General features: G+C 42.5%; 19 protein-coding genes. 6 read left to right on the top strand and 13 right to left on the bottom strand.

The features are described 5' to 3' along the window. Nucleotides 1–176 precede the first annotated feature (176 nt). The 3 genes from ACTQ9S_RS11540 to ACTQ9S_RS11530 form a co-directional block, all read right to left on the bottom strand. Nucleotides 177–3,239, bottom strand: a complete 3,063-nt coding sequence (locus tag ACTQ9S_RS11540) for an ESPR-type extended signal peptide-containing protein (RefSeq protein ID WP_440455001.1) — start codon at nt 3,237–3,239, stop codon at nt 177–179. A gap of 492 nt (nt 3,240–3,731) precedes the next feature. Beyond that, nucleotides 3,732–4,604, bottom strand: a complete 873-nt coding sequence (pssA, locus tag ACTQ9S_RS11535; protein WP_227514107.1) for a CDP-diacylglycerol--serine O-phosphatidyltransferase — start codon at nt 4,602–4,604, stop codon at nt 3,732–3,734. Nucleotides 4,605–4,614: 10 nt separating this feature from the next. Beyond that, entirely contained in the window at nt 4,615–5,490 is an 876-nt protein-coding gene (locus tag ACTQ9S_RS11530) for a 23S rRNA (adenine(2030)-N(6))-methyltransferase RlmJ (RefSeq protein WP_068034688.1), read from the bottom strand. A 172-nt stretch (nt 5,491–5,662) separates the two neighbouring features. Here ACTQ9S_RS11530 and ACTQ9S_RS11525 point away from each other — a divergent pair, with 172 nt between their 5' ends. Both ACTQ9S_RS11525 and dapE read left to right on the top strand, forming a co-directional pair. Beyond that, nucleotides 5,663–6,430, top strand: coding sequence for a 2OG-Fe(II) oxygenase (locus ACTQ9S_RS11525; protein ID WP_068038970.1), 768 nt, complete (start codon nt 5,663–5,665; stop codon nt 6,428–6,430). 162 nt (nt 6,431–6,592) lie between these two features. Continuing rightward, nucleotides 6,593–7,810 (top strand): succinyl-diaminopimelate desuccinylase, encoded by a 1,218-nt coding sequence (gene dapE / locus ACTQ9S_RS11520; protein WP_440455000.1) that lies wholly within the window; start codon nt 6,593–6,595, stop codon nt 7,808–7,810. A gap of 186 nt (nt 7,811–7,996) precedes the next feature. Here dapE and ACTQ9S_RS11515 read toward each other — a convergent pair whose 3' ends face one another. The 6 genes from ACTQ9S_RS11515 to ACTQ9S_RS11490 form a co-directional block, all read right to left on the bottom strand. Continuing rightward, nucleotides 7,997–8,536, bottom strand: a complete 540-nt coding sequence (locus ACTQ9S_RS11515; RefSeq protein WP_440454999.1) for a GyrI-like domain-containing protein — start codon at nt 8,534–8,536, stop codon at nt 7,997–7,999. 67 nt (nt 8,537–8,603) lie between these two features. Next, on the bottom strand, nt 8,604–8,813 hold the full coding sequence (gene iscX, locus ACTQ9S_RS11510) for a Fe-S cluster assembly protein IscX (RefSeq protein ID WP_011279849.1): 210 nt from the start codon (nt 8,811–8,813) through the stop codon (nt 8,604–8,606). A 108-nt stretch (nt 8,814–8,921) separates the two neighbouring features. Next, on the bottom strand, nt 8,922–9,476 hold the full coding sequence (locus tag ACTQ9S_RS11505) for an acyl-CoA thioesterase (RefSeq protein WP_068034685.1): 555 nt from the start codon (nt 9,474–9,476) through the stop codon (nt 8,922–8,924). Between the two features lie 308 nt (nt 9,477–9,784). Continuing rightward, entirely contained in the window at nt 9,785–11,185 is a 1,401-nt protein-coding gene (locus ACTQ9S_RS11500; protein ID WP_440454998.1) for an NAD(P)(+) transhydrogenase (Re/Si-specific) subunit beta, read from the bottom strand. Next, nucleotides 11,182–11,520 (bottom strand): proton-translocating transhydrogenase family protein, encoded by a 339-nt coding sequence (locus ACTQ9S_RS11495; protein ID WP_203226508.1) that lies wholly within the window; start codon nt 11,518–11,520, stop codon nt 11,182–11,184. The genes ACTQ9S_RS11500 and ACTQ9S_RS11495 overlap by 4 nt, the downstream gene beginning before the upstream one ends. Before the next feature lie 116 nt (nt 11,521–11,636). Continuing rightward, on the bottom strand, nt 11,637–12,806 hold the full coding sequence (locus ACTQ9S_RS11490) for a Re/Si-specific NAD(P)(+) transhydrogenase subunit alpha (RefSeq protein WP_440454997.1): 1,170 nt from the start codon (nt 12,804–12,806) through the stop codon (nt 11,637–11,639). Nucleotides 12,807–13,109: 303 nt separating this feature from the next. Here ACTQ9S_RS11490 and yaaA point away from each other — a divergent pair, with 303 nt between their 5' ends. Next, nucleotides 13,110–13,922 carry a peroxide stress protein YaaA gene (yaaA, locus tag ACTQ9S_RS11485; RefSeq protein WP_068034678.1) on the top strand — a complete coding sequence of 271 codons (813 nt, stop codon included), beginning with the start codon at nt 13,110–13,112 and terminating at the stop codon, nt 13,920–13,922. A gap of 209 nt (nt 13,923–14,131) precedes the next feature. Here yaaA and groL read toward each other — a convergent pair whose 3' ends face one another. Continuing rightward, nucleotides 14,132–15,781 (bottom strand): chaperonin GroEL, encoded by a 1,650-nt coding sequence (gene groL, locus ACTQ9S_RS11480; RefSeq protein ID WP_068034675.1) that lies wholly within the window; start codon nt 15,779–15,781, stop codon nt 14,132–14,134. 110 nt (nt 15,782–15,891) lie between these two features. Beyond that, nucleotides 15,892–16,182, bottom strand: a complete 291-nt coding sequence (locus tag ACTQ9S_RS11475) for a co-chaperone GroES (RefSeq protein ID WP_010196840.1) — start codon at nt 16,180–16,182, stop codon at nt 15,892–15,894. A gap of 415 nt (nt 16,183–16,597) precedes the next feature. Between ACTQ9S_RS11475 and ACTQ9S_RS11470 the strand changes: the two genes are divergently transcribed. After that, on the top strand, nt 16,598–17,368 hold the full coding sequence (locus tag ACTQ9S_RS11470; RefSeq protein WP_068034670.1) for a DUF3108 domain-containing protein: 771 nt from the start codon (nt 16,598–16,600) through the stop codon (nt 17,366–17,368). Between the two features lie 145 nt (nt 17,369–17,513). Here the strand turns inward: ACTQ9S_RS11470 and ACTQ9S_RS11465 are convergent, their stop codons facing one another. Further along, nucleotides 17,514–17,996 (bottom strand): hypothetical protein, encoded by a 483-nt coding sequence (locus ACTQ9S_RS11465; RefSeq protein ID WP_068034668.1) that lies wholly within the window; start codon nt 17,994–17,996, stop codon nt 17,514–17,516. Nucleotides 17,997–18,049: 53 nt separating this feature from the next. After that, nucleotides 18,050–18,667 carry an NAD(P)H:quinone oxidoreductase gene (gene wrbA / locus ACTQ9S_RS11460; protein ID WP_068326123.1) on the bottom strand — a complete coding sequence of 206 codons (618 nt, stop codon included), beginning with the start codon at nt 18,665–18,667 and terminating at the stop codon, nt 18,050–18,052. A 307-nt stretch (nt 18,668–18,974) separates the two neighbouring features. Here wrbA and ACTQ9S_RS11455 point away from each other — a divergent pair, with 307 nt between their 5' ends. Together ACTQ9S_RS11455 and ACTQ9S_RS11450 are read left to right on the top strand one after the other, a co-directional pair. Further along, a complete protein-coding gene (locus tag ACTQ9S_RS11455; protein ID WP_068034665.1) occupies nt 18,975–20,486 on the top strand; it encodes a YihY/virulence factor BrkB family protein in 1,512 nt (503 codons plus the stop codon). Between the two features lie 83 nt (nt 20,487–20,569). Continuing rightward, nucleotides 20,570–22,189 carry a DUF2254 domain-containing protein gene (locus ACTQ9S_RS11450; protein WP_440454996.1) on the top strand — a complete coding sequence of 540 codons (1,620 nt, stop codon included), beginning with the start codon at nt 20,570–20,572 and terminating at the stop codon, nt 22,187–22,189. Nucleotides 22,190–22,204: the final 15 nt, after the last annotated feature.

The following is a 22,204-nucleotide window of genomic DNA, read 5'->3' as shown; positions in this document are numbered from 1 at the left end:
AGAGTTTATTTTTACACAATTAACATTAAAGAAATACCTCTATATTTATCAATAGCTTAATATTAAAAATTATTTTTTATTCTTCAAATACCATTAGCCAATGACACCAATTGATAAAGCCTACCATCATAAAGAAGGTAGGCTCAAATATATGCATACTCAATTAAAAACTGGCTTTAATCGAAGGTATAGCTTACTCCGACGTTTCCACCTTGTTGACTGCCGCTACCACCGAAAGCACTACTGATAGAGAAAAGTCCGTTTGATGTGGTGTAGCCTACGCCTAGAGCATATCCTGTTTCCCCTTCCCACGTGCCTCCACCAAGACCTACGCTAACTTTGCCAGGAACATTAGGATATCGCAGTGCACCGAATGCGAGTGCACCTGCAACTGCTGAATGAGTCTCTCCTTCGAGATCATTTATTCTTCTGTCTGTATAGCCCATTGCTTCGGCACGATTTTGGTTGAGCTGAGATACATTCACCGCATCATTTGGGTTGATACCAGCGGCGACATTGGTGATTCGGCGTTGAGTGTTTGCATTGCCTACCGATACCGTATTGTCCGCTGTTGATTGTGAGTTTGCTCCTAATGCAACGGCATTGCTATGAGTTACACTGCTATTAGCACCGATAGCTACTGCGTCTGTGGCTTGAACGTTCACTGACTCACCGATAGCGACAGAGTTTGAAGCATCAGTTACTCCAGTGAAGACTGGATTGCCATCTACGGTACTAGCAGATGTTGCACCTACTTTTATGTTGCTACCTATTACAGAAACGTTGTTAGAAGTATCGCCAATAATATTGTCGTTGCCCAATGAATAACTGCTATCGCCACCGATAATACTTGGATCACCAATTGCACCTGACTTGTCGCCTGAAACGATATTACCTACGCCAACACTAAGAGACTGATTGCCTGTTACCTTAGAATCTGTACCAACTGCAATACTATCCTGACCAGCAGATTTGGCATTGACACCAACTGCTATTGAACCGTTGCCTGTAGCTCCTTCATTATCGTAGTCAACTTCTATCTTAGTACCAGAAGTGTTGATACTAACAAAGCGCTCTTTGCTTTCTTCAATTTTGTTTTCTAATTCAACTCTAGCTTCTTCGCTGATACCTGAATCACCTTTGTCTCCCTTAGCACCATCAGTACCGTTTAAACCATCAGTACCGTTTAAACCATCAGTACCGTCCTGACCTGCCGAGCCTTGCGGACCAACTGAACCTTGAATGCCTTGTGCACCATTAACACCATCAACACCATTGATGCCGTCAATACCGTTTGTTCCATTGATGCCGTCAGTGCCGTTTTGACCTGCTGGGCCTTGAAAACCCGTTTCTCCTTTTTCACCCTGATCACCTTTAGGTCCAGGTGTTAACTCAATAGTGTTTATCTGTGTTTGCAAGTCAGTCAGCTTACCGTCAACCGCATTAAACGCTGCACCCACATTGCTGTAGTCTGCATTATTTATTCGATATTTAGGTGCTTGAAATACACCCATACTGTTAAGCTGCGCACCCCCACCTAGAGCAGTTGCTACACTACTGAAATGAGACAAACCAGTTGTTTCAACCCTTTTTAGCTGAGCAATGTTGACAGCGTCAGTATCGGATGTACCTGCAGCAACGCCTGTAATTTGACGGGTCTGCCATTGGCTAGAGTTAGCATTGCTCGTATCACCAACACTAACGGCACCAAGAGTAGATTGCCAAATGGGATTGGTATCGCCATTAGCTGAATAACCTGCCACGCCAGCACCAACGGTAGTGACACTTTTACTACCCAAAGCGATGCTATCACGCTTATCAGCCACTGCATTAGTACCAAGCGCAACTGCTCGAATGCCACTTGCTGTAGCACCGATGCCTAACGCTTCGTAGTCTGTGGGTGTAAATTCATATATTGCCCCACCAGAACCATCTGCTTTAAATCTACGACCTTCAGAATCTGTCTCAATTGATGTGATTGCAGCCGTAAATTCCGCTTGCACAGTGGCATTTTCAACAGCAGCTACTGCAAATGTACTGCCACTACCTATTGCAGTAGCCCCACTAGCAGTGGCTCTACTATAACCACCTAGTGCTGAGCTGGTATAGCCTGATGCTATATTGCTATAACCTACAGCTGAGCTATTGTTACCAGAAGCTTGGTTAAGGTAGCCTGACGCTGAGCTGTTAACACCTGAAGCGAAGTTGGCACGACCCATTGCTGAGCTGTCATTACCTAAAGCTCTGTTTCCAGTACCCAATGCTGAGGTATTATTAGCTGAAGATTGGTTAGCAACACCTATTGCTGTGCTAGCAATGCCTAAAGCGTTGTTGCCACGACCCGCTGCTGCGCTATCATTACCCGAAGCAATGTTGATGCGACCAACTGCTGAACTATCACTACCCGAAGCAGTGTTATCATGACCTAGTGCTGAGCTACGTTCACCAATTGCCTCGTTGCTATAACCCACTGCCGAGCTATGCAGCTTAGAAGCTACATTTAGACTACCTACTGCTGTACTACGTTCATTGGCGGTTGAGTTGTCACTACCTATTGCCAAGCTACGAACTCCGGAGGCTGTATTTTCGTTACCTATTGCGGAGCTAGCTTGACCAATTGCCTTATTGCTATAGCCTACTGCTGTACCAACATAACCTTCAACTTGGTTTAGGCGACCTGCTGCCAATCCAAAACCTTCTGTTATTCTATTTTCGTTACCAAATGCTGAGCTTCTAAAACCTTCGACATAATTTTCCGAACCTATAGCCGAACTGGAATCACCTAAAGCTCTATTGTAAGCACCTATCGCTGAGCTACTTTTACCAGAAGCGGTATTTATAGCACCGACAGCTGAGCTATAAATATTTGAAGCTGTATTGTCATAGCCTATTGCAGTGCTACGAGTGCCTAATGCCTCGTTTAAAAACCCACAAGCTGTAGAATCAGTACCAGTAGCAGTACTACCACCAGTTGAGTTACCACTAGTTGGGTCGCCACTATCTAATATACATACTTCTGCCTGACTACTCATCGCCGTCAGTCCCAGCACTCCAGCAATGGCAATACCTATAGCACTTCGACGTAGTAACGTACCTAAGGTCGCGGATGGCAACACACCTATTGTACCAATGTGACCTGAACCATTGCTGGATTTTCCACCTGACTTGCTGATTTCACTAACGGCTGTATAGCAACCCGTAGAACGATTAAAGACAACGCGGTAGACATGGTTTAACATCGATGTATCCTATGTATGTGTAGCATTATTGGTAAGATGGTTGATTAGATTTTCGTATAAAGGAGAGCTATGTTTTGTTGTACCAAATAAATAACGGATGGATTGTGCTGTTAAAATTAAGTAAAACCGTTTTCAAGATGCTAACTAACAGTATTAATTTTAAAAAAAAGAGAAAGGCTATGAGATAGATAAAAAAATAGGTATGTATACATTTGTAAACTTATATTTCCAATGTATCAAAAACACTATTTATATGTAAAGGAAAAGTCCAGTATTATAGATGAACGGTAGATAGGATTTGATGAATTGAAACATGGCTTAAAGCAGATTTATTGAGAGCCGAAAAGACCAAAACTTATAGCCATGTATAAAAACCCCTCTTACCAAATAAAACGCACAAAAAAACCGCCTATTAAAAATAAGCGGTTTTTTTGGGTCTATGTCTTACATTCTTAACTCTTATAAGAGATACAGCAGAATCTTCCAATCATATTAATGTCCGGCTTTGGCCTTTAGAGTGGTAAATACACCCGACAAAGCATAAATGATACCAATCGCTAAAATACCTACAGGTATGTCATACAGCACGATGCTCATGACTAATACGCCTACAATAAGAACCACAAACGGGACTTTTCTTTTATCAAACTCTTTAAAACTGTAGTACTTTATATTACTAACCATTAACAAGCCGCAAATGACTACCCAAGCAGCAAACAATAACATGACCTGCGTGTCATACTGCCCGACCCACTCGTTGTGATCGACGGCAACCATCACAGCAGCTGTTACCAAAATCGCAGCAAGTGGGCTTGCCAAACCTACAAAGTACTTTTTATCGACAATTCCAACCTGAACATTAAAACGTGCGAGGCGGAAAGCGGCACAAGCGGTAAAGACAAAAGCGCAACCAAGTCCAATACGACCCAAAGGCTCTAAAGCGAAGCTATAAATCAGGATAGCAGGTGCAACGCCAAAGGCTAACATATCAGCCAGAGAATCATACTGCTCACCAAAAGGGCTTTGCGCATTCAGCATACGCGCGACTCTACCATCAGCGCCATCGAGGATAGCCGATAAGAAAATCGCTAAAGATGCCTTATAAAATTCGCCTTGGGTACTGGCTAGAATCGAGTAAAAACCAGATAATAGCGATAAGGTTGTAATCAAATTGGGTGCCAAATAGACACCGCGACTGACCACAGGTTTACCTTCTGCAACTTCTGTTTCAATCACCTCAAAAGTCAAACCATCATAATTGTCATTATCCGCTAAGCGAATGTTGAATTCATGCTCGTCAACAAAAGGCGGCTGAGTAGCTGCGCTATCATTTAGGCTCTTATGGGGTGGTTGCTCAGTCGTCATAACGGTATCCTTATTCGCCAACTAGCCAGCGTACACTGGTCGCACTATCAGGAGTTAAGTCTGGCGCGTCAGCCACTTTTAGAGCAGGCTGTAGGAAACGCAATATCTCACGCGCTTGGTTATCAAACTGCCATGGCGGATTGATAATGAGCATACCTGTACCATTAAGACCAACCGCAACATCATTAGGATAGATATTAAGCTCACAGACCAGCTGACGTCTCATCTCAGTACGCTTCAGCTTCTTATAAAACAGCTCTACCGCTTCGACATTCTTGATTGGGAACCATAATGCGTAAGTGCCTTGTGGCCACTTGTTATAAGCAGCGACTAGCAGATTGATAAGTCGCGTGAAGTCTTTATGCTCTTGCTCATAAGGAGGATCAAGAAAAATAAGACCACGCTTTTCTTTTGGCGGAATAACCGCCGTAATACCTTCAAAGGCATCACGATGCTGGATACCGATTGGCAGCTTATGCAATTGATAGTTAAGCGCATCATATTCACTGGCTTTTGCCTCAAATGCTTCACCACGAACGCCAGCATCTGAGTTCTTTTCGATATGATGAGCAATCCACCAAGGCGAACCAGGATAGACTTTACTGTCGTAAGTGAATTTGGCTTGCTTGATGCCTTCCATATAATCTTTGACAGCAGCTGGTGCTTTTTCGGTATCCGCTTTTAACAAAGCCTGAATACCGCCTTTGGCTTCCCCTGTCTTGCGCGCCTCTTCACTGCTAAGCGAATACAGTCCTCGACCGCCATAAGCGTCAAGCACATAAAAAGGCTTGTCTTTTTGACCCAGTTGATTTAACAGTTGTACTAATAAAATGTGTTTAACCACATCAGCAAAGTTACCAGCGTGGTAGGCGTGTTTATAGTTCATAATCTCAAAAGTTTAAATAAGAAAAATTGCATCTATGGTAGCATAGGCAGAGTAAAAGATAATGTGGTTTTGGTAAGTAGCTTCAACAAAAAGGCTATAAACACCAAATGATTAATGACTAATTGATAGTTATTTGATGATTGATTCATTATTAACAAAAGAACGAGGTGAAATGACGAAGATTATTAGCAACCTAAATGTGACAGAGCTGGTGGTTGATCATCCGATAGGTCCTGATAATCCGCCATTACTTGCGCCATGCGCTGATATGGGAAGCGATAAAACGAGCAATAAGTTGGCAACCCAACATGTCTTGCAAATGTCCGACTTTGATGTGAGCTGGGAAGATAAGCTGACGGATACGCAACTTGATAAGTTCGTGGATGATGGTTGGATAGTTATCGATGACATATTTGAGCATACAGCATTATTAGCCTTGCAAGCGGAAAGCGGTTTTATTGACTATCGTGATGCAGAGCTAACGGCGGGTGTGCGTATCAGTGATATACGTGGTGATCGCATCCGCTGGATCACTGAGAACTTCTTTGCAGGCTATTTTTATATACAAAGTATCAATGCGCTTGGCATGCTGTTTAATCGCAGTTTGTTTGCCGGTATTCGCCATAGTGAAGCACATTACGCCTGCTATCCGGTGGGCTTCGGCTATCAATGGCACAGTGACAATCCCGCTGGTCGTGATGAACGCGTTATTTCAGCGGTGTTTTACTTGAATGATGAATGGGCAACCAGTGACGGCGGCGCATTAGAAGTCGTTGATAAACACGGTGTCCATCATAATGTGATGCCTGTTGCCAATCGACTGGTAATATTTGACAGTGACTTACAACATCAAGTGCAAATCGCCCATCGTCAGCGCTATTCGATTGCGACGTGGATGCGCCGAGATGGTTTAATACCTTTTGTTGAAGAAGGCAGTTAAATTGCTATCTAATTAATGCCACTTACTACAATCATTACTCACTGTTTATAAATACAATATCTTGTTTAGTTCTAAAGCTGGGTTAAAAACCCAGCCTACGCCAATAAAGCCATATGGTTTGAAGTAGATTAATAATTCAACTAGAGAATAAAAGGTTTATCAATGTCTGACTCTCATAATCAAAACATGACTCATCAACAAGAAAGCCATCAACAAGCAACATTGAACTTAAGCATTGCACTTCTTGAGCGTCCTTCAGTCACGCCAGATGATGACGGCTGCCAAGATATATTGTTAGCTCGACTAGAGCAAGCTGGCTTTGATTGCGAGTTTATGTATTTTGGCGATAGAGATAAGACTGGCGAGCACGCGGAAGTCAAAAACTTATGGGCACGCCGTGGCACAGCCGATCCAGTTATTTGTTTTGCTGGTCATACCGATGTCGTGCCAACTGGCGATGTCAACAATTGGACCTATCCACCATTTACCCCAACCATCGCTGATGGCTATCTATGGGCTCGCGGTGCTGCTGACATGAAAACGGGGATTGCCGCCTTTACCATCGCAGCCGAACGTTTCGTCGCTAACCATCCTAAGCATAATGGTTCTATCGCCTTTTTAATCACCTCAGATGAAGAAGGTCCATCTATTAATGGCACGGTCAAAGTCATTGAAACCTTAGAAGCGCGTAACGAAAAAATCACGTATTGCTTAGTTGGTGAGCCGTCAAGTACCGATACCCTTGGCGATATCATTAAAAACGGTCGCCGCGGCTCGTTGGGTGCAATGCTAACCGTCACTGGCAAGCAAGGTCATGTCGCCTATCCGCACCTCGCGTCTAATCCTATTCATGCGGCAACATCAGCATTGGCTGAATTAACGGCTGCGACATGGGATGCTGGTAACGATTACTTCCCTGCGACTTCACTTCAAATCTCAAATATTAATAGTGGCACGGGCGCAACCAATGTCATTCCTGAGACGCTTGAAGTTATTTTTAACTTCCGCTTTTCAACAGAAACCACCGAAGATGAGCTAAAAGCAAAGACCCATGCGATATTTGATAAATATTTTAAAGACAGCAAGGCAAGTTATGATATCCATTGGAAGTTATCTGGTCAGCCGTTTTTGACGCCAGAAGGTAAATTGGTCTCAGCGTGTCAACAAGCGATTAAAGCCGTCACTGACGTTGACGCTACTCTATCAACCTCTGGTGGCACTTCTGACGGACGCTTTATCGCTCCGACTGGTGCGCAAGTCGTTGAGCTTGGTGTGCGTAATGCGACTATTCATCAGGTTGATGAAAAGGTAGAAGTGGATGACTTGGGTAAATTGGCGCAGATATATGAAGGGATATTAGAGAATTTATTGCTGGATTAGTCATAAGTGATAAAAGTAAAAAAAGCGCCATCTCATTTAGATTTGGCGCTTTTTTATTATTAATTCTTGGTCGAAAGCAACTTAATCTGCTCACTAACCTACAGTGTTAACCCATGTATCATCATGTTTTTCGACACTAATTTTTGAGTGATAGCTGTACTTTGCTGGCTTATCGAACTAATAGCTCTACTCAATACCAATATATAGATCCACTTGCCCATACTCTAAATTACCACCAATATAATGCTCAAAATCGACATTATAAGTGCGTGTATGCTCAGAGCTTGGGTCATTAAAATATGTCCAAGCCTTCTCCCAAGCATTCATCACCGTATTAGGCATTCTACCTTCTTCGGTAAACACCATATATTTACCAGCAGGAATAGTGGCTGTTACGACATCGCTAGAATGAGCAGCGCTAAGGATGTTTGCAGCACTAAGAACGTTGCTGTCTTCGTCACTATCCTGCCCTTCTACTGGCTCGCTTTTTACCTTCCAGCTCGCTACTACATCAAAAGCGCCTACTAAATCATCGCTCTCATAGTTATTATAAACACCATAAATATCCTCACCTTCAGAGAGATGCTCCACATGGTTCTGATAAAATTTTTGCCATAATCGACCCAATTTAGCCGTGTCATGGCTGATTTCTGCGTTATTAGTGGTACGAACACTGATACCTTTACAAACTATCACTTCGGATAGCTCTTTGATTTGTGAAGTCATGTGCTTCCTATCCTGTTTATTTATTCAATTTTATATTTGAGATTTTACTTAAGTTAGGAGAGTCGAACTAGTCGGCTTCATCAATCCAGTTCATCTGAATGGCTTCCAAGATGCCTTCATTTGAGCGCTGTGGGTCATCATCAAAGCCTTCAAGCTCGGTCACCCAGCGATGCAAATCAGTAAAGCGTATGTACTGCGGATCAGTTTCTGGGAATTTTTCATAAAGCTCAATAGCGATATCTAAGCTGTCTGTCCATTTTAATTTTTGCGGGGTCATGATGGCTCCTTAACTTTTATAATTTTAGGAAAAAATCTTATCAACTTGATTGTCGATTTAATAGCCCCTATCCTACCAAACTTCGCTAGATGATTATAGCCAAGTTCGTTATGCTGTCTCTATTGTTTTAGTCGACTTAGCAGACTTAACAGCGACTTGATGCTTATTCCACGAGTCAATGACATCGGTCAGCTCCTCGCCTGTCATATCCAATATATCTGGCGTGCACTTAACCTTTTTATCCATCAAGACAAATTTGGTCATACCAACCCCCATTAGTTGGCTTTTTACAAAAAATCGCGTTTCAAAATAAACGTATTTTTTATCCCAACCTGCCAACACACTATTTACCGTCATCTTATCCAAAAACTTAATCTCTTTGAGGTAAATCATCTCTTGCATGGCGATAACCCAGTTTAAAGGCTGGATACCTTTTTGATGACAGCATGCCATTAGCCAGCGGGTAACATTGAGCTCAATAAAAGATAAATAGCGATAATTAGGCAGATGATCCCGAAAGCCCATGTCATGCGGTAATATTCGATAATGACGGACAGTTGGGGCGGTCAATGTCTCCACACTAAGACGCTCGCTGACTGACTGCTTTTTGAGTTGCTGTTTTAGCAAACTGGCCATAATAAAAAAACGTATCAACATGTTCATAAAGCATTCTCTTATTTAATATTATTTATCATTAGCGGTTATGCAATAGGATATACCGTTAATACCATTCAAAAAAGATACAATGCTACTGGAATGAATTTTTTGCAGCCTCTGTCGGCATAGGCACAGCAAGCCAGAAAAATTTATACCAGTAGCATCTTGTGATACGCCTATCTCTTTTATTTGAAGTCAATTATTATAATGGGAAGATAAAGGCAGCTTACTCTAACGCAAAAAAAGTCACCTCAGTGACTTTTTTATTTGCAAACTTATATTTAAAAATTATGTTTAAAAACCGATTTTAGAGATTAATGACCTGCGCCGTTAATACTACGTACCATCTCTTCTACCATCTTCTTCGCATCACCAAAGATCATCATGGTTTTATCCATATAGAACAAGCTGTTGTCGAGGCCAGCGTAACCGGTACTCATCGAACGCTTGATAACCATAATCGTTTGGGCTTTGGTAACTTCTAGGATAGGCATACCGAAAATTGGCGACGATGGATCATCTTTCGCAGATGGGTTTACCACGTCGTTGGCACCGATGACTAAGACCACGTCCGTACTAGCAAAGTCTGAGTTAATCTCATCCATTTCAAGGATATCATCATAAGGCACATCAGCTTCAGCCAATAGCACGTTCATGTGTCCTGGCATACGACCTGCCACTGGATGAATAGCAAAGCGAACATTCACGCCCTCTTCTTTTAATAGCTCATATAACTCTTTGACCGCATTCTGTGCACGGCCTTGCGCCATACCATAACCCGGTACAATAACGACACTACTTGCGTTGGCCATCAAGAAGCCAGCATCTTCTGCTGAACCCGCTTTGTAGTTCTTTGGCGCGCCATCATCACCACCTGCCACTGCTGCTGCCGTACCCATACCGCCAAATAGCACATTAAGCAGTGAGCGGTTCATGGCTTTACACATGATGTAAGACAAGATCGCACCTGACGAACCCACTAGCGAACCTGCGATAATGAGCATCGAGTTGCCAAGCGTAAAACCAATGCCTGCTGCTGCCCAACCTGAGAATGAGTTCAATAGTGATACAACTACTGGCATATCACCGCCACCGATTGGGGCAATCCACATCCAACCAAAGATGACTGCAATCACTGCCATCGCATAAAAAGCGGGTAATGAATCAGTAACGAAATACACCCCACCGAAACCAATCATCGCAATGAACAATAGCGCTTGGACAGGTTTAACCCAGCCGCCAACCAAGGTCTTCGCCCAACTCTTTGCCGCCAATTTACCAAAAGCAAAGACCGAGGCAGAAAAAGTAATCGCACCGATGAAACAACCGATGAATAATTCGACACGAGCAACCGCACCATGCTGTTGTTCAGTATGCAGTACCGTTGCCAACGCAATCGCTACCGCTGCCAAACCAACGAATGAGTGCATTAAAGCGACCGTTTCTGGCATTTGGGTCATCGCAACCGTTTTTGCCTTCCACATGCCGACAAGTGCACCCAATATCATCGCACCAATAATCAACCACAGCACCGGGCCTTCTGCTAAGAAGAATGTCGTTGCTACTGCAATTGCCATCGCAACCATACCAAAGCGGTTACCGCGAATAGCGGTCTTTGGGCTAGATAAACCTCGAAGGGTTAAAACGAAAAGAATGGCACCGATTAGATAGAACCAGTCAGCATTCGCAGAAATCATATTTGTTAAATCGCTCATGCATCGCCTCCATTTTCAGTCGTTACCACTGGCGCTTTTTTCGGTTTTGGTTTAAACATCGCGAGCATACGCTCAGTCACCGCAAAACCACCGAAAATATTAATACTGGCTAAAAATACCGCAAAGGCACCAAGCAAACTGGTTGGCGTAAATATCGAGCCATCAATTGTGACCGTCTGTAGCATTGCACCGACGATGACAATACTTGATAAGGCGTTGGTTACAGCCATCAATGGTGTGTGTAATGCTGGGGTCACTCCCCAAACGACATAATATCCAACAAAAATAGCGAGTACAAATACAGTGAAAATCGCTACAAATGGTGTGCTACTCATGGCCGCACCGGCTGGCGCCGCAGCTAAAACAGTGGCAATCATCTTATCCTCCTAAAATTTTATTCATTACTGGCAAATGTATGATGACAAAGTGTGTAGTAATAGGCAGTCAAGACTTAGCGTTTAGCAAGACGTACCTGACTCTCATGCGTCACTGCCAGTGCGCCCTGAATCTCATCTTCCATATCTAAATTCAGTGCCAGCTTGTTTGATGCCGCATTGTCTGTCGTTTCCGTGGTTTCTTCAGAGGCAATTAAGGTCGTGATAAAATTGACAAGGTTATTGGCATATAAATCTGAAGACTGCGCCGCTAACATCGATGGAATGTTGGCCGCACCGACGATACGCACGCCATTGGCAGTGGTAATGGTTTCATCTGGCACACTACCTTCTACGTTACCGCCCGTTCCAGCAGCCATATCAATCAGCACTGAGCCTGCCTTCATCTTCGCAAGGGTCGCTTGATGTACCAAGCGCGGTGCTTGACGGCCAGGAATTTGCGCAGTGGTAATGACGATATCGGCATTGCTTAAGGCTTTGTCCACCACAGCTGCTTGGTCTTTGATATACTGCTCTGAGGGTGTCCACGCATAGCCACCAGTTGCTTTAGCTTTTTGCGCTTCGTCTTCACTCATCGGTACATCAAGCCATTTACCGCCTAAGGATTCGACTTGCTCTTTAGCTGCAGGACGTAAGTCACTGGCTTCAACGACTGCACCTAAGCGCTTGGCAGTAGCAATGGCTTGCAAACCTGCAACTCCTACGCCTAAGATAACAACTTTGGCAGGTTTAACGGTACCAGCTGAAGTCATAAACATTGGGAAAGGACGGGAATACTCATTGGCCGCGAGCAATACGGCTTTATAACCGGCAAGGTTGGCTTGCGATGACAAGACGTCCATATTCTGTGCACGTGATAAAGTGCGTGGCAATAGCTCCATGGCAAATGCCGTTGTACCTTTGGCAGCATAAGTATCTAGCTGAGTATTACGGTAAGGATCGAGCATACCAATGACAATCTGACCAGATTTTAAGCTGTCAGTAGTTGTAGCAGGTAAGTCATTGACCGTGGTAATAATTTGAGACTGGTTGACTACCTCAGCGCTACTATCTGCAATATCGGCACCAGCAGCCTGATACAACTCATCAGCATAATAAGCTGCTTGACCTGCACCTGACTGGATGATGACTTCAAACCCAAGTTTACGCAGCTTTTTAACCGCGTCTGGGGTTAGCGCTACGCGGCTTTCTTGTGCGATATCTGCACTGATAACACCGATTTTCATACCGTCTCCTTACTCTGAATACATTACTGACCTATGCACAGATTATTTAAATGATGAGATGCATAGAGCGAAAATTTTGGTCAACGCTTACATTAGAGAGCTGAACCAATATTATCAATATAATAAATGACTAACTGTTTTTCATCATGTGTTTTTATTATAGAGACATCGTTTGCTAACTTTCATTGTCTAATGATGACCCATAAGTAAATAAAAAGTTATGTATTTATACCATTTATATATTCTTTATTGCTATATTTGAAATTTTTATTTTTTCGATCTCATAAATCACAAGGAATGACTATGTATTTTGTACTCTCCCCTGCCAAGTCTTTGAATGAAAAAGATGATGTTCCCGTAAACCTAGGCAATTATTACAGTCAGCCTGAGCTTATCGAACACTCACAAGCATTAATGAAAATATTGAAGTCGAAAGAACCGATTGATTTGCAAGAGATGATGAGCATTTCTGACGATTTGGCCCAACTGAATACTGAACGCAATCAACAATGGTGTTGGAGCAAAGATCAGCCATTTACTGATGCTGCTTCTGGTAACGCAGCCAAACCTGCTGGTTATTTATTCGATGGTGACGTCTATACTGGGCTTGATATGTATAACATGGATAAGGAAACGGCCATTTACGTTAATGAACATCTAGGCATTTTGTCAGGTCTTTATGGTGTGCTGAAACCACTTGATTTGATTCAGCCGTATCGCTTAGAGATGGGCACTAAGCTGAAAAATGAGCGCGGTGATAACTTATATGAGTTTTGGGGTGAGGAAGTGACTGACGTTATCAATGCCCGTATGGCTGATAGCGATGACAAGGTATTAATTAATTTGGCTTCTAATGAATATTTTAAATCTGTAAAAAAGAAAGCGTTGAATGCTGAAATCATCACGCCACGATTTGAAGATGAAAAAAACGGTCAATATAAGGTAATTAGCTTTTATGCCAAAAAAGCCCGTGGATTGATGGTGAAATATGCTGCTAACAATAAATTGACCAAGGCTGAGGAGTTAAAGAAGTTTGACTTAGCGGGATATTATTATGTCGATGAGCTGTCTGATGATAAGACGTGGGTGTTTAGAAGAAATGAAGCGGACTCGTAATTATTAGCTAAGATATACTAAACTTGCATAGAAAAACCCCGATAAGCTCAGCCTATCAGGGTTTTATTTGGACTAGGTTTAACAAGTACGTTATGACAAAGTCATACTTCTAGCGAAAAGCGATTTGTCGAGGAAGACGAGCAAAAATAGTACCTATTGTACATTGAGCGCATCTGACAAAGAGAAATCGCTTTGTAGCAGAAGTAGAATTACATCATGCCGCCCATTCCACCCATACCGCCCATTCCACCGCCAGCACCCATGCCAGCCATACCATCATCACCTTGCGGTAAATCAGTAATCATGACTTCGGTCGTTAGCATGAGGCCTGCAACAGATGCTGCATTTTCTAGTGCTGAACGAGCAACTTTAGCTGGGTCAAGAATACCCATATCAAGCATATCGCCATACTCGCCAGTCGCCGCGTTGTAACCATAGTTGCCGCTACCACTCTTCACTTCGTTAACCACAACTGAGGCTTCTTCACCAGAGTTGGTAACGATTTGACGTAGTGGTGCTTCCATCGCGCGACGTAAGATATTAATACCCGCGTCTTGGTCGTCGTTATCGCCACGTAGCTCAGACAATGCATTAAGCGCACGAACTAGCGCAACACCGCCACCAGGGACAACACCTTCTTCAACTGCGGCACGAGTGGCATGTAGCGCATCATCAACGCGATCTTTCTTCTCTTTCATTTCAGTTTCAGTCGCAGCACCTACTTTAATAACTGCTACGCCGCCTGCCAGTTTTGCAACACGCTCTTGTAGCTTTTCTTTATCGTAGTCAGAAGTAGACTCTTCGATTTGACGGTTGATAGACTCAACACGATTTTCGATATCTGCTTTGTTACCAGCGCCATCAACGATGACAGTGTTCTCTTTACCGACAGTAACTTTCTTAGCAGTACCAAGTTGCTCTAGAGTAGCAGTCTCAAGGCTCAGACCAATCTCTTCAGAGATAACCGTACCGCCAGTTAGCGTTGCGATATCTTCTAGCATTGCTTTACGACGATCGCCAAAACCTGGTGCTTTAACTGCACAAGTTTTTAAGCCGCCACGCATGTTGTTCACAACTAGAGTTGCTAATGCTTCGTTTTCTACGTCTTCAGCAATGATTAGCAATGGTTTGCTCTGCTGCATGACTTGCTCAAGTAATGGCACGATCTCACGGATGTTGCTGATTTTTTTGTCAACAAGCAAGATATATGGGTTTTCAAACTCAGCGGTTAAGCTGTCTTGCTTATTAGCAAAGTATGGGCTGATATAACCACGGTCAAACTGCATACCTTCGACAACTTCTAAGGTATCTTCAAAGCTTGAACCTTCTTCAACGGTAATAACGCCTTGCTTACCAACTTTTTCCATCGCTTGGGCAATCAATTCACCAATTTTGGTGTCTGAGTTGGCAGAGATAGAACCGACTTGAGCGATTGCTTTTGAATCGTCAGCTGGCGTTGATAGTAAATGAATTTGCTCAACAGCAGCACGAACGGCTTTATCGATACCGCGTTTCAGATCCATTGGGTTCATGCCAGCAGCAACTGATTTCATGCCTTCCTGCAAGATTGACTGAGCCAATACCGTTGCAGTAGTCGTACCATCGCCAGCAACATCGTTTGTGCGGCTAGCTACTTCACGTACCAATTGTGCGCCCATATTTTCAAACTTGTTTTCAAGCTCGATTTCTTTAGCAACCGAAACACCATCTTTGGTGATGGTAGGCGCGCCGAATGATTTATCGATTACCACGTTACGACCTTTAGGACCTAATGTCACTCGTACTGCGTTTGCTAGAACGTTTACACCGTCCATCATTTGTTTACGGGCATCTATGCCGAATTTTACGTCTTTTGCCATGTTAAATTACTCCACTATTATAAGTATGAGAATACAATTGAATGATTCGATCTAGTATTGACAAAACCAATTGTCAAAAATGCGCTGAGTACAAAAATACTCAAAAAGGACTAGCCTTCTAGCACACCTAATACATCAGATTCTTTCATAATAAGTAGTTCTTCGCCGTCAACTTTTACCGTTTGACCAGCATATTGACCGAACAAGACTTTGTCGCCAGCTTTTACATCTAACGCGCGAGTTTCACCGTTGTCACGAATCTGACCGTTACCAGTTGCTAGCACTTCACCTTGTGATGGCTTTTCTTGTGCTGAACCAGGCAATAAAATACCGCCAGCAGTTTTTGTTTCTTCTTCTATGCGGCGGACGACGATACGGTCATGTAAAGGACGAATGTTCATCGATATGACTCCAAAAGTTGGTTATTTGAATTTAAGGGTTTATTTGAATTAATAGTCTCAATACCAATATCTATCAGAAGCGCTGTATAAAAATGGCATTCCTAAGATAAGCTTTGAGCTTGTATCAAAAAGTGGGGGCAATGGGAGATAGCTTCAAGTGTAAACCAAAAAAATTTACAATAATACTAGAGTAAATGGGTTATTAGCACGCGTTGACCAGTAACCTTACTCACAAAGCGTTACTTGTAATGAGAGTTTGAAGATTGATGGCAACATCAGCTACAAGAGCCAAACATCAAATACTATTGCTACCCTTGAAAATGTAACAATATATAACCATTATAAGACTTGAGAAAATAATAATAGCAATAAGTAAAAGCCAACATATTAAGCGTATACTAATTAAGGAATATTCATGAGTTTTTTATCAACACATAAAAAATTAGCAACTACTGATTCTACTAACATCAAACGCAATAAATCTAAGTTTTTAGCAGCCTTAACCACAGGTGCTAGTATTGCTGCTATTGGAGCTTTAAGTATGACTGCACCTACCCTTGCCAGCGCAAAAACCGTTCAGCCATCAAATGCTGATTATAGCTTTACGGTTGAAGATAAGTATAAAGGTACAGCAAATCGTATATTGAGCAAATCTGGCGATACTTGGAAGTACAATGTAAAAGCTCGCGTGGCCGGTGTTGCTAGCGCCTCACAAAATAGCGCGTTCACAATTAATGGTAATAACGTTAGCCCAACTCAGGCCAGTACGACTTACAAGCTCCTAGGTATCGGCCGTACACATAAGCTAGATTTTAACCCAAGTAGCAAAAAGGTCACTAGTAATTATAAAGGTAAGACAACAACCATGAATATGGCGCAGCAAGCCTTTGATGATCTGAGCTTAGAGGTGCAAATTCGCCAAGATTTATTGAATGGTAAATTCTCTGGCAACTATTACATGGCAAAAAAAGACAAGGTTGAAAAGACACCATTTAAGAAATCTGGCAATACCAAAATCACCGTACCAGCAGGCACTTTTGATACTGTCCGTGTCGACCGTGTCCATGACGACAATAGTCGCTCTACCAGTTTTTGGTTAGCGCCAAGCTTAGATTACTTACCAGTAAAAGTGAGCCAAATTAACGATGGTAAGAAAATGGACTTAGAATTGACTAAGGTTAATTAAGCGCTATATTAGCTACCTTATAGTTTAACTGAGGTCTAGCTTAACTGACGTCGAAATCATCTCGTAAAAAAAGCGGCACTCTGATTCAGAGTGCCGCTTTTTTATGGCTTTGAATTTATATGGAAATATGAAGCTGGCTGCGTAGCTAGCGAGGTTGCTTGACTACATTGTTCATCGAGGGCAGACGTTTCAACAAAATAAATAACCAGACGTTGATGGTTAGCAGTAATATAAAATCGATTAAATAAACGGCTATCTCAGCTGAGCTGCTTCCGTAAGCACGAGTAAATAGCACTACGCCACTCGCACCTAAATAAACCAAAGTAAACATACTACCTACCAATAGTGCATAGGGTGAACGACCACGCATTACCCATGGCGTTAAGATGAACGCTGGCACCAGCCACAATGCTTGCCATGCAATACCACCAATAATATCAGGACTGCTTGGATTAAGAGCACTGATAAAAATAGGCAGCCCAAACAATCTATAAATTAACCAGACTAGCCAAGTAAGCATTAAGCGTTGACGGATAGGCGCAATAGGTTTGTTAGGTTTAGCAGGCTTGCCAGAATTTTTTACTGGTACTTTAGCCTGATTGTTACCATCGGAGCGGTTAGTAGCCATCAGATACGTTTATTTCCTAGTTAGAGCATTGTGCTGCAATAGACCAGAGCAGCTTAGCGATTCCAGTTGGCTTGTGCTAATGCGGTTGCACTAATAGCCAGACGACGGCCTTGAGCGATACCCAATTCGCGCTCATCATCAGAGACAGGTTGATCATGTAACGCACCGCTGACGTGACTTGCACCATAAGGTGTGCCGCCACGATGAGTACGGTTCAACGCTGGCTCTGCATATGGCACACCCATAATCATCATACCGTGATGAATTAATGGCAACATCATGGTAAGTAAGGTCGTTTCTTGACCGCCGTGCATTGAGCCCGTCGCCGTAAATACTGAAGCTGGTTTGTTTTGTAGATTGCCAGCCAACCAAACAGTAACGGTATTATCCCAAAAATACTTCATGGGCGCGGCCATATTACCAAAGTGAGTCGGACTACCGAGCGCAAGACCCATACAGTCTTTTAAGTCATCCATCGTGCAATAAAGATCGCCTTCATCAGGAATAGCAGGCTTACTTGCTGTCGTCTCAGGCGCAACTGTCGGCACCGTACGAATACGTGCCGTCATGCCAGCCTCTTCAATACCTTGAGCGATAGCATATGCTAATGTCTTAGTCGTACCATGGTTAGAGTAATAGAGCACCAAAATATATGGGTTGGCTTGACTCATTAGCAGAGCTTCCTTATAAAATCGTTAACATTATGATATGCAATAGCTTACGTACCATGCGGGCTTTTTATCCTGTTATGAATTTACCGGATTAAAAGCTACGCATGCATTGAGTGTTTAACATTGTAGATAGACGTGCACATTATGCCCGAGTCATTCACTGACATGCAAACAAAGCATACCCTACATTGTATAGATAAAACCCTGTAACGGTTGCTAGTGTGCATTTTGACACAATTAAGTGGCAGATGCTGATGCCACATTTTTGTTACACTATTGTCACTCTTATCCTCGCTAAATGGTCGTCATGGAAAACTTATTAAAAAAAATCCCGTTTACACATCAACGCTGGTTTCAATTCTTGCGATTTTTAATACGGCATTTTTTTGAAGATAATTGCCAACAGAAAGCTGCTTCTCTTACCTATACCACTATGCTGTCAATTGTACCCATGTTAACCGTACTATTGATGATTTTATCTTCAGTTCCCGCACTTGCTTCAGTCAGAGCACAGATATATGAAGTGATTTATAGCAACTTGCTACCGCAATCAAGCATGCAAGTCAGTGAATATATCAATAGCTTCGCTGAAAAATCGTCCAACTTGACGGCTATCGGGGCAATGATTTTATTTGTCACGACCATCGTAACCTTAACGACTATTGAACGTGCGTTTAATCAGATTTGGCGAGTGGAAGATCGTTCGGGCGGCATTAAGAGTATGCTGCGCTATTGGACCATCGTCACCTTGGGACCTTTAGTACTGGGTACTGCATTCATTGCCTCTAGTACGGTACAGAGTTTAAGCTTTTTGAATCAACAAATTGGCGGCTATGGTATTGATTGGTCATTTTGGGTACAAATGGTCTCTATCGGCGTCACGATTGCAGGCTTTATTGGTATGTATTGGTTCATTCCTAAAGCACGCGTACCCGTAAAAAATGCGGCCATTGCTGGTATATTTGTTGCAGTAGTATTTGAGTTACTAAAGCATATCTTCGGCACAGTGATGAGCAACTTTACCAGCTATGAAGCTATATATGGTGCGTTTGCTGCTTTGCCGATCTTTTTGCTATGGATATATTTATCGTGGAATTTAATCCTATTAGGCGTTGAGATTAGCTATACCTTAACCATTTTTGAGACTGAGGAAGTTTATCCACGCCATCCACTATTAAGCTTGCTTGATATGCTGAATTTGGTGTACACCAGTCATCTAAAAGGCGATGCCGTTAGCGAGCAAGACCTACGTAACGTATTGGGTCGTAAAGAATTACCCAAATGGTATACCTATATCAATTACTTAAAGGACAGCAAACTCATTACGATGACTGAGGATGATGATTACGTGCTTAAAAAAGACCTTAGCAGAATGACGCTATGGGACTTCTATCGTACCCTACCTTATCCATTACCAATCAAGGATGAGCTTGATGAGATGAAGAGTGAAAATCAACAACCATGGTTGAGCTTATTGGTACGTCGATTTGTGAATACCGAAGCTTGTGCTCAAGAACAACTTAACTTACCATTGTCCGCGATTTTCTCTCACAGTCAGCCACGCAAAAAAACACCAGTAGATTATAAAAAAGAATCATCTGAACAAACTTCCAATCATCATGTTGATGACAATAGAGATGCACTACGTTTTGAAGCAGCCGCTTATGATAAAGACAGTGATGTAATATGCGATAACAATAATAACGAGATTTTAATTCCGAATGACAGTATGGAAGACGATAAAGGTACAACTAATAATAGTGCCAACACTAGCGGCAATATCATTACTGAAGCGGATAATCCACAAGCAAATAGATAAGCGCTATAACCTTATTAGGTAACGCTGTTAAATAACTTTCATTAGAAAACATTAAAAAATCTATCACAAACCCTTTGGAGCCTATGGCAGTGACTGACGACACAAAAGATAATCTGCTCAAACGTGTACTAACGGCAAGTCTCTATTGGCTAAAGCAGTTTGCGCAGTTATGGTCGCTACAGACACTAACGGACTTACCTGATCGCTTAAGAAATCTATGGCAGCAGCTGATTGGCTCTTATTGGTTCATTCCAACTGCTTGTGTGCTGACAGGATTACTGTTAGCACCTTTGTTCATCGCTATCGATCAACAATTTGATCGTGCAACCGTTAGGGATATTAGTTTTGCTTTTACAGGTGATGATTCCTCTGCAAGATCTATTATGACCACGATTGCAGGAGCGGTATTAGGCGTAGCTGGTACCACTTTTTCGATTACCATTGCCGTCCTTTCTATGGCCTCGTCACAGTTTGGGCCACGACTCTTACGTAACTTTCTGACTGATAAATCAAATCAGTTCGTGCTTGGTGCCTTCATCGGTACGTTTAGCTATAGCTTGTTGGTTTTAAAATCTATTCATAAGTATGATGTGGATTTTGGTGTGCCGCACCTATCAGTAACCTTTGCTATCTTTATGGCAATTGTTTGTGCATTGTTGTTGGTTTATTTTGTACAGCATATGGTGCATGCTATTCAAGCGTCACGTGTCATTCAAGGAGCCAGTAATGACACTATCAAAAACATTCATTACTGGTATAGCGATAACTGCGATATTCAGCATCAGCAAGATGTAGCGGATAGTGACATTGAACATTATCATTCTTGGCGCGCTACTCCTATCTATGCACCAAGCTCAGGCTATCTACAACAGATGTATTTTGAGTCACTCATTACCCTAGCAAAAGACTATGGCGGCGTGGTGCAATTACATACCAATCTCGGTGATTTTGTCACTGATAAAAACGTCATAGGGCATTTTTATCAGCGCCCAGCAGGTCATATAAGCAATCTAGAAAAGACTACAATCTCTCAGCTAGCAATCTCTCCACACACACCTGATGGAATATTTTGGCAACGCTTTGCTACTTGTCTTCACTTTGAACGCCAGTCGGCATACTCTAATGATATTGGCTCAAGCTTAGGACAGATAACTGAAATTGCTGTACGAGCCTTATCTCCTGGTATTAACGATCCTAAGACAGCGGTAAACTGTGTGCAATCCTTAACTATTTGCTTGAGCTTAATGATGCGTCGGCAGCCACCTAGCCCTTATCATTTTTATACGCCACCAAAAGACAAGGATGAATCTGATATTACGGTTAATCAGCCACGAATAGCAATACTGGCTCTCGTTACCCGAACGCCAAAAATATCTGATTTTATCGAAACCTCGCTGGGTGAAATACGTCGTTATGCTACTACTGATTTAATGGTATTAAAGGCACTTTGTCAGGCAGTAACTGATCTAAATTATGCTCGAGTAAATAGCGCACAGCGGCAAACATTATTACGTGAGCTGACTTTGATTGAACATGCGGGTCAAGCCAACCTAAGTTATAGGGAGCTAGTAGAGGATTTGCTGGCTATGTGTCAACAAGCACGGCAGTTTATTAATAATGATAATGCTCAACATCAACATTTTGAATATATTAGCGAGTTCGATGCGCATATTTATAAAGCCTTGCAGACACAATCAAGGTAGATAGTTATGGTGCAG

Source organism: Psychrobacter sp. ASPA161_9, from assembly GCF_051970275.1.
Classification (GTDB): domain Bacteria; phylum Pseudomonadota; class Gammaproteobacteria; order Pseudomonadales; family Moraxellaceae; genus Psychrobacter.
This window is presented reverse-complemented; position numbering and strand designations above follow the sequence as displayed.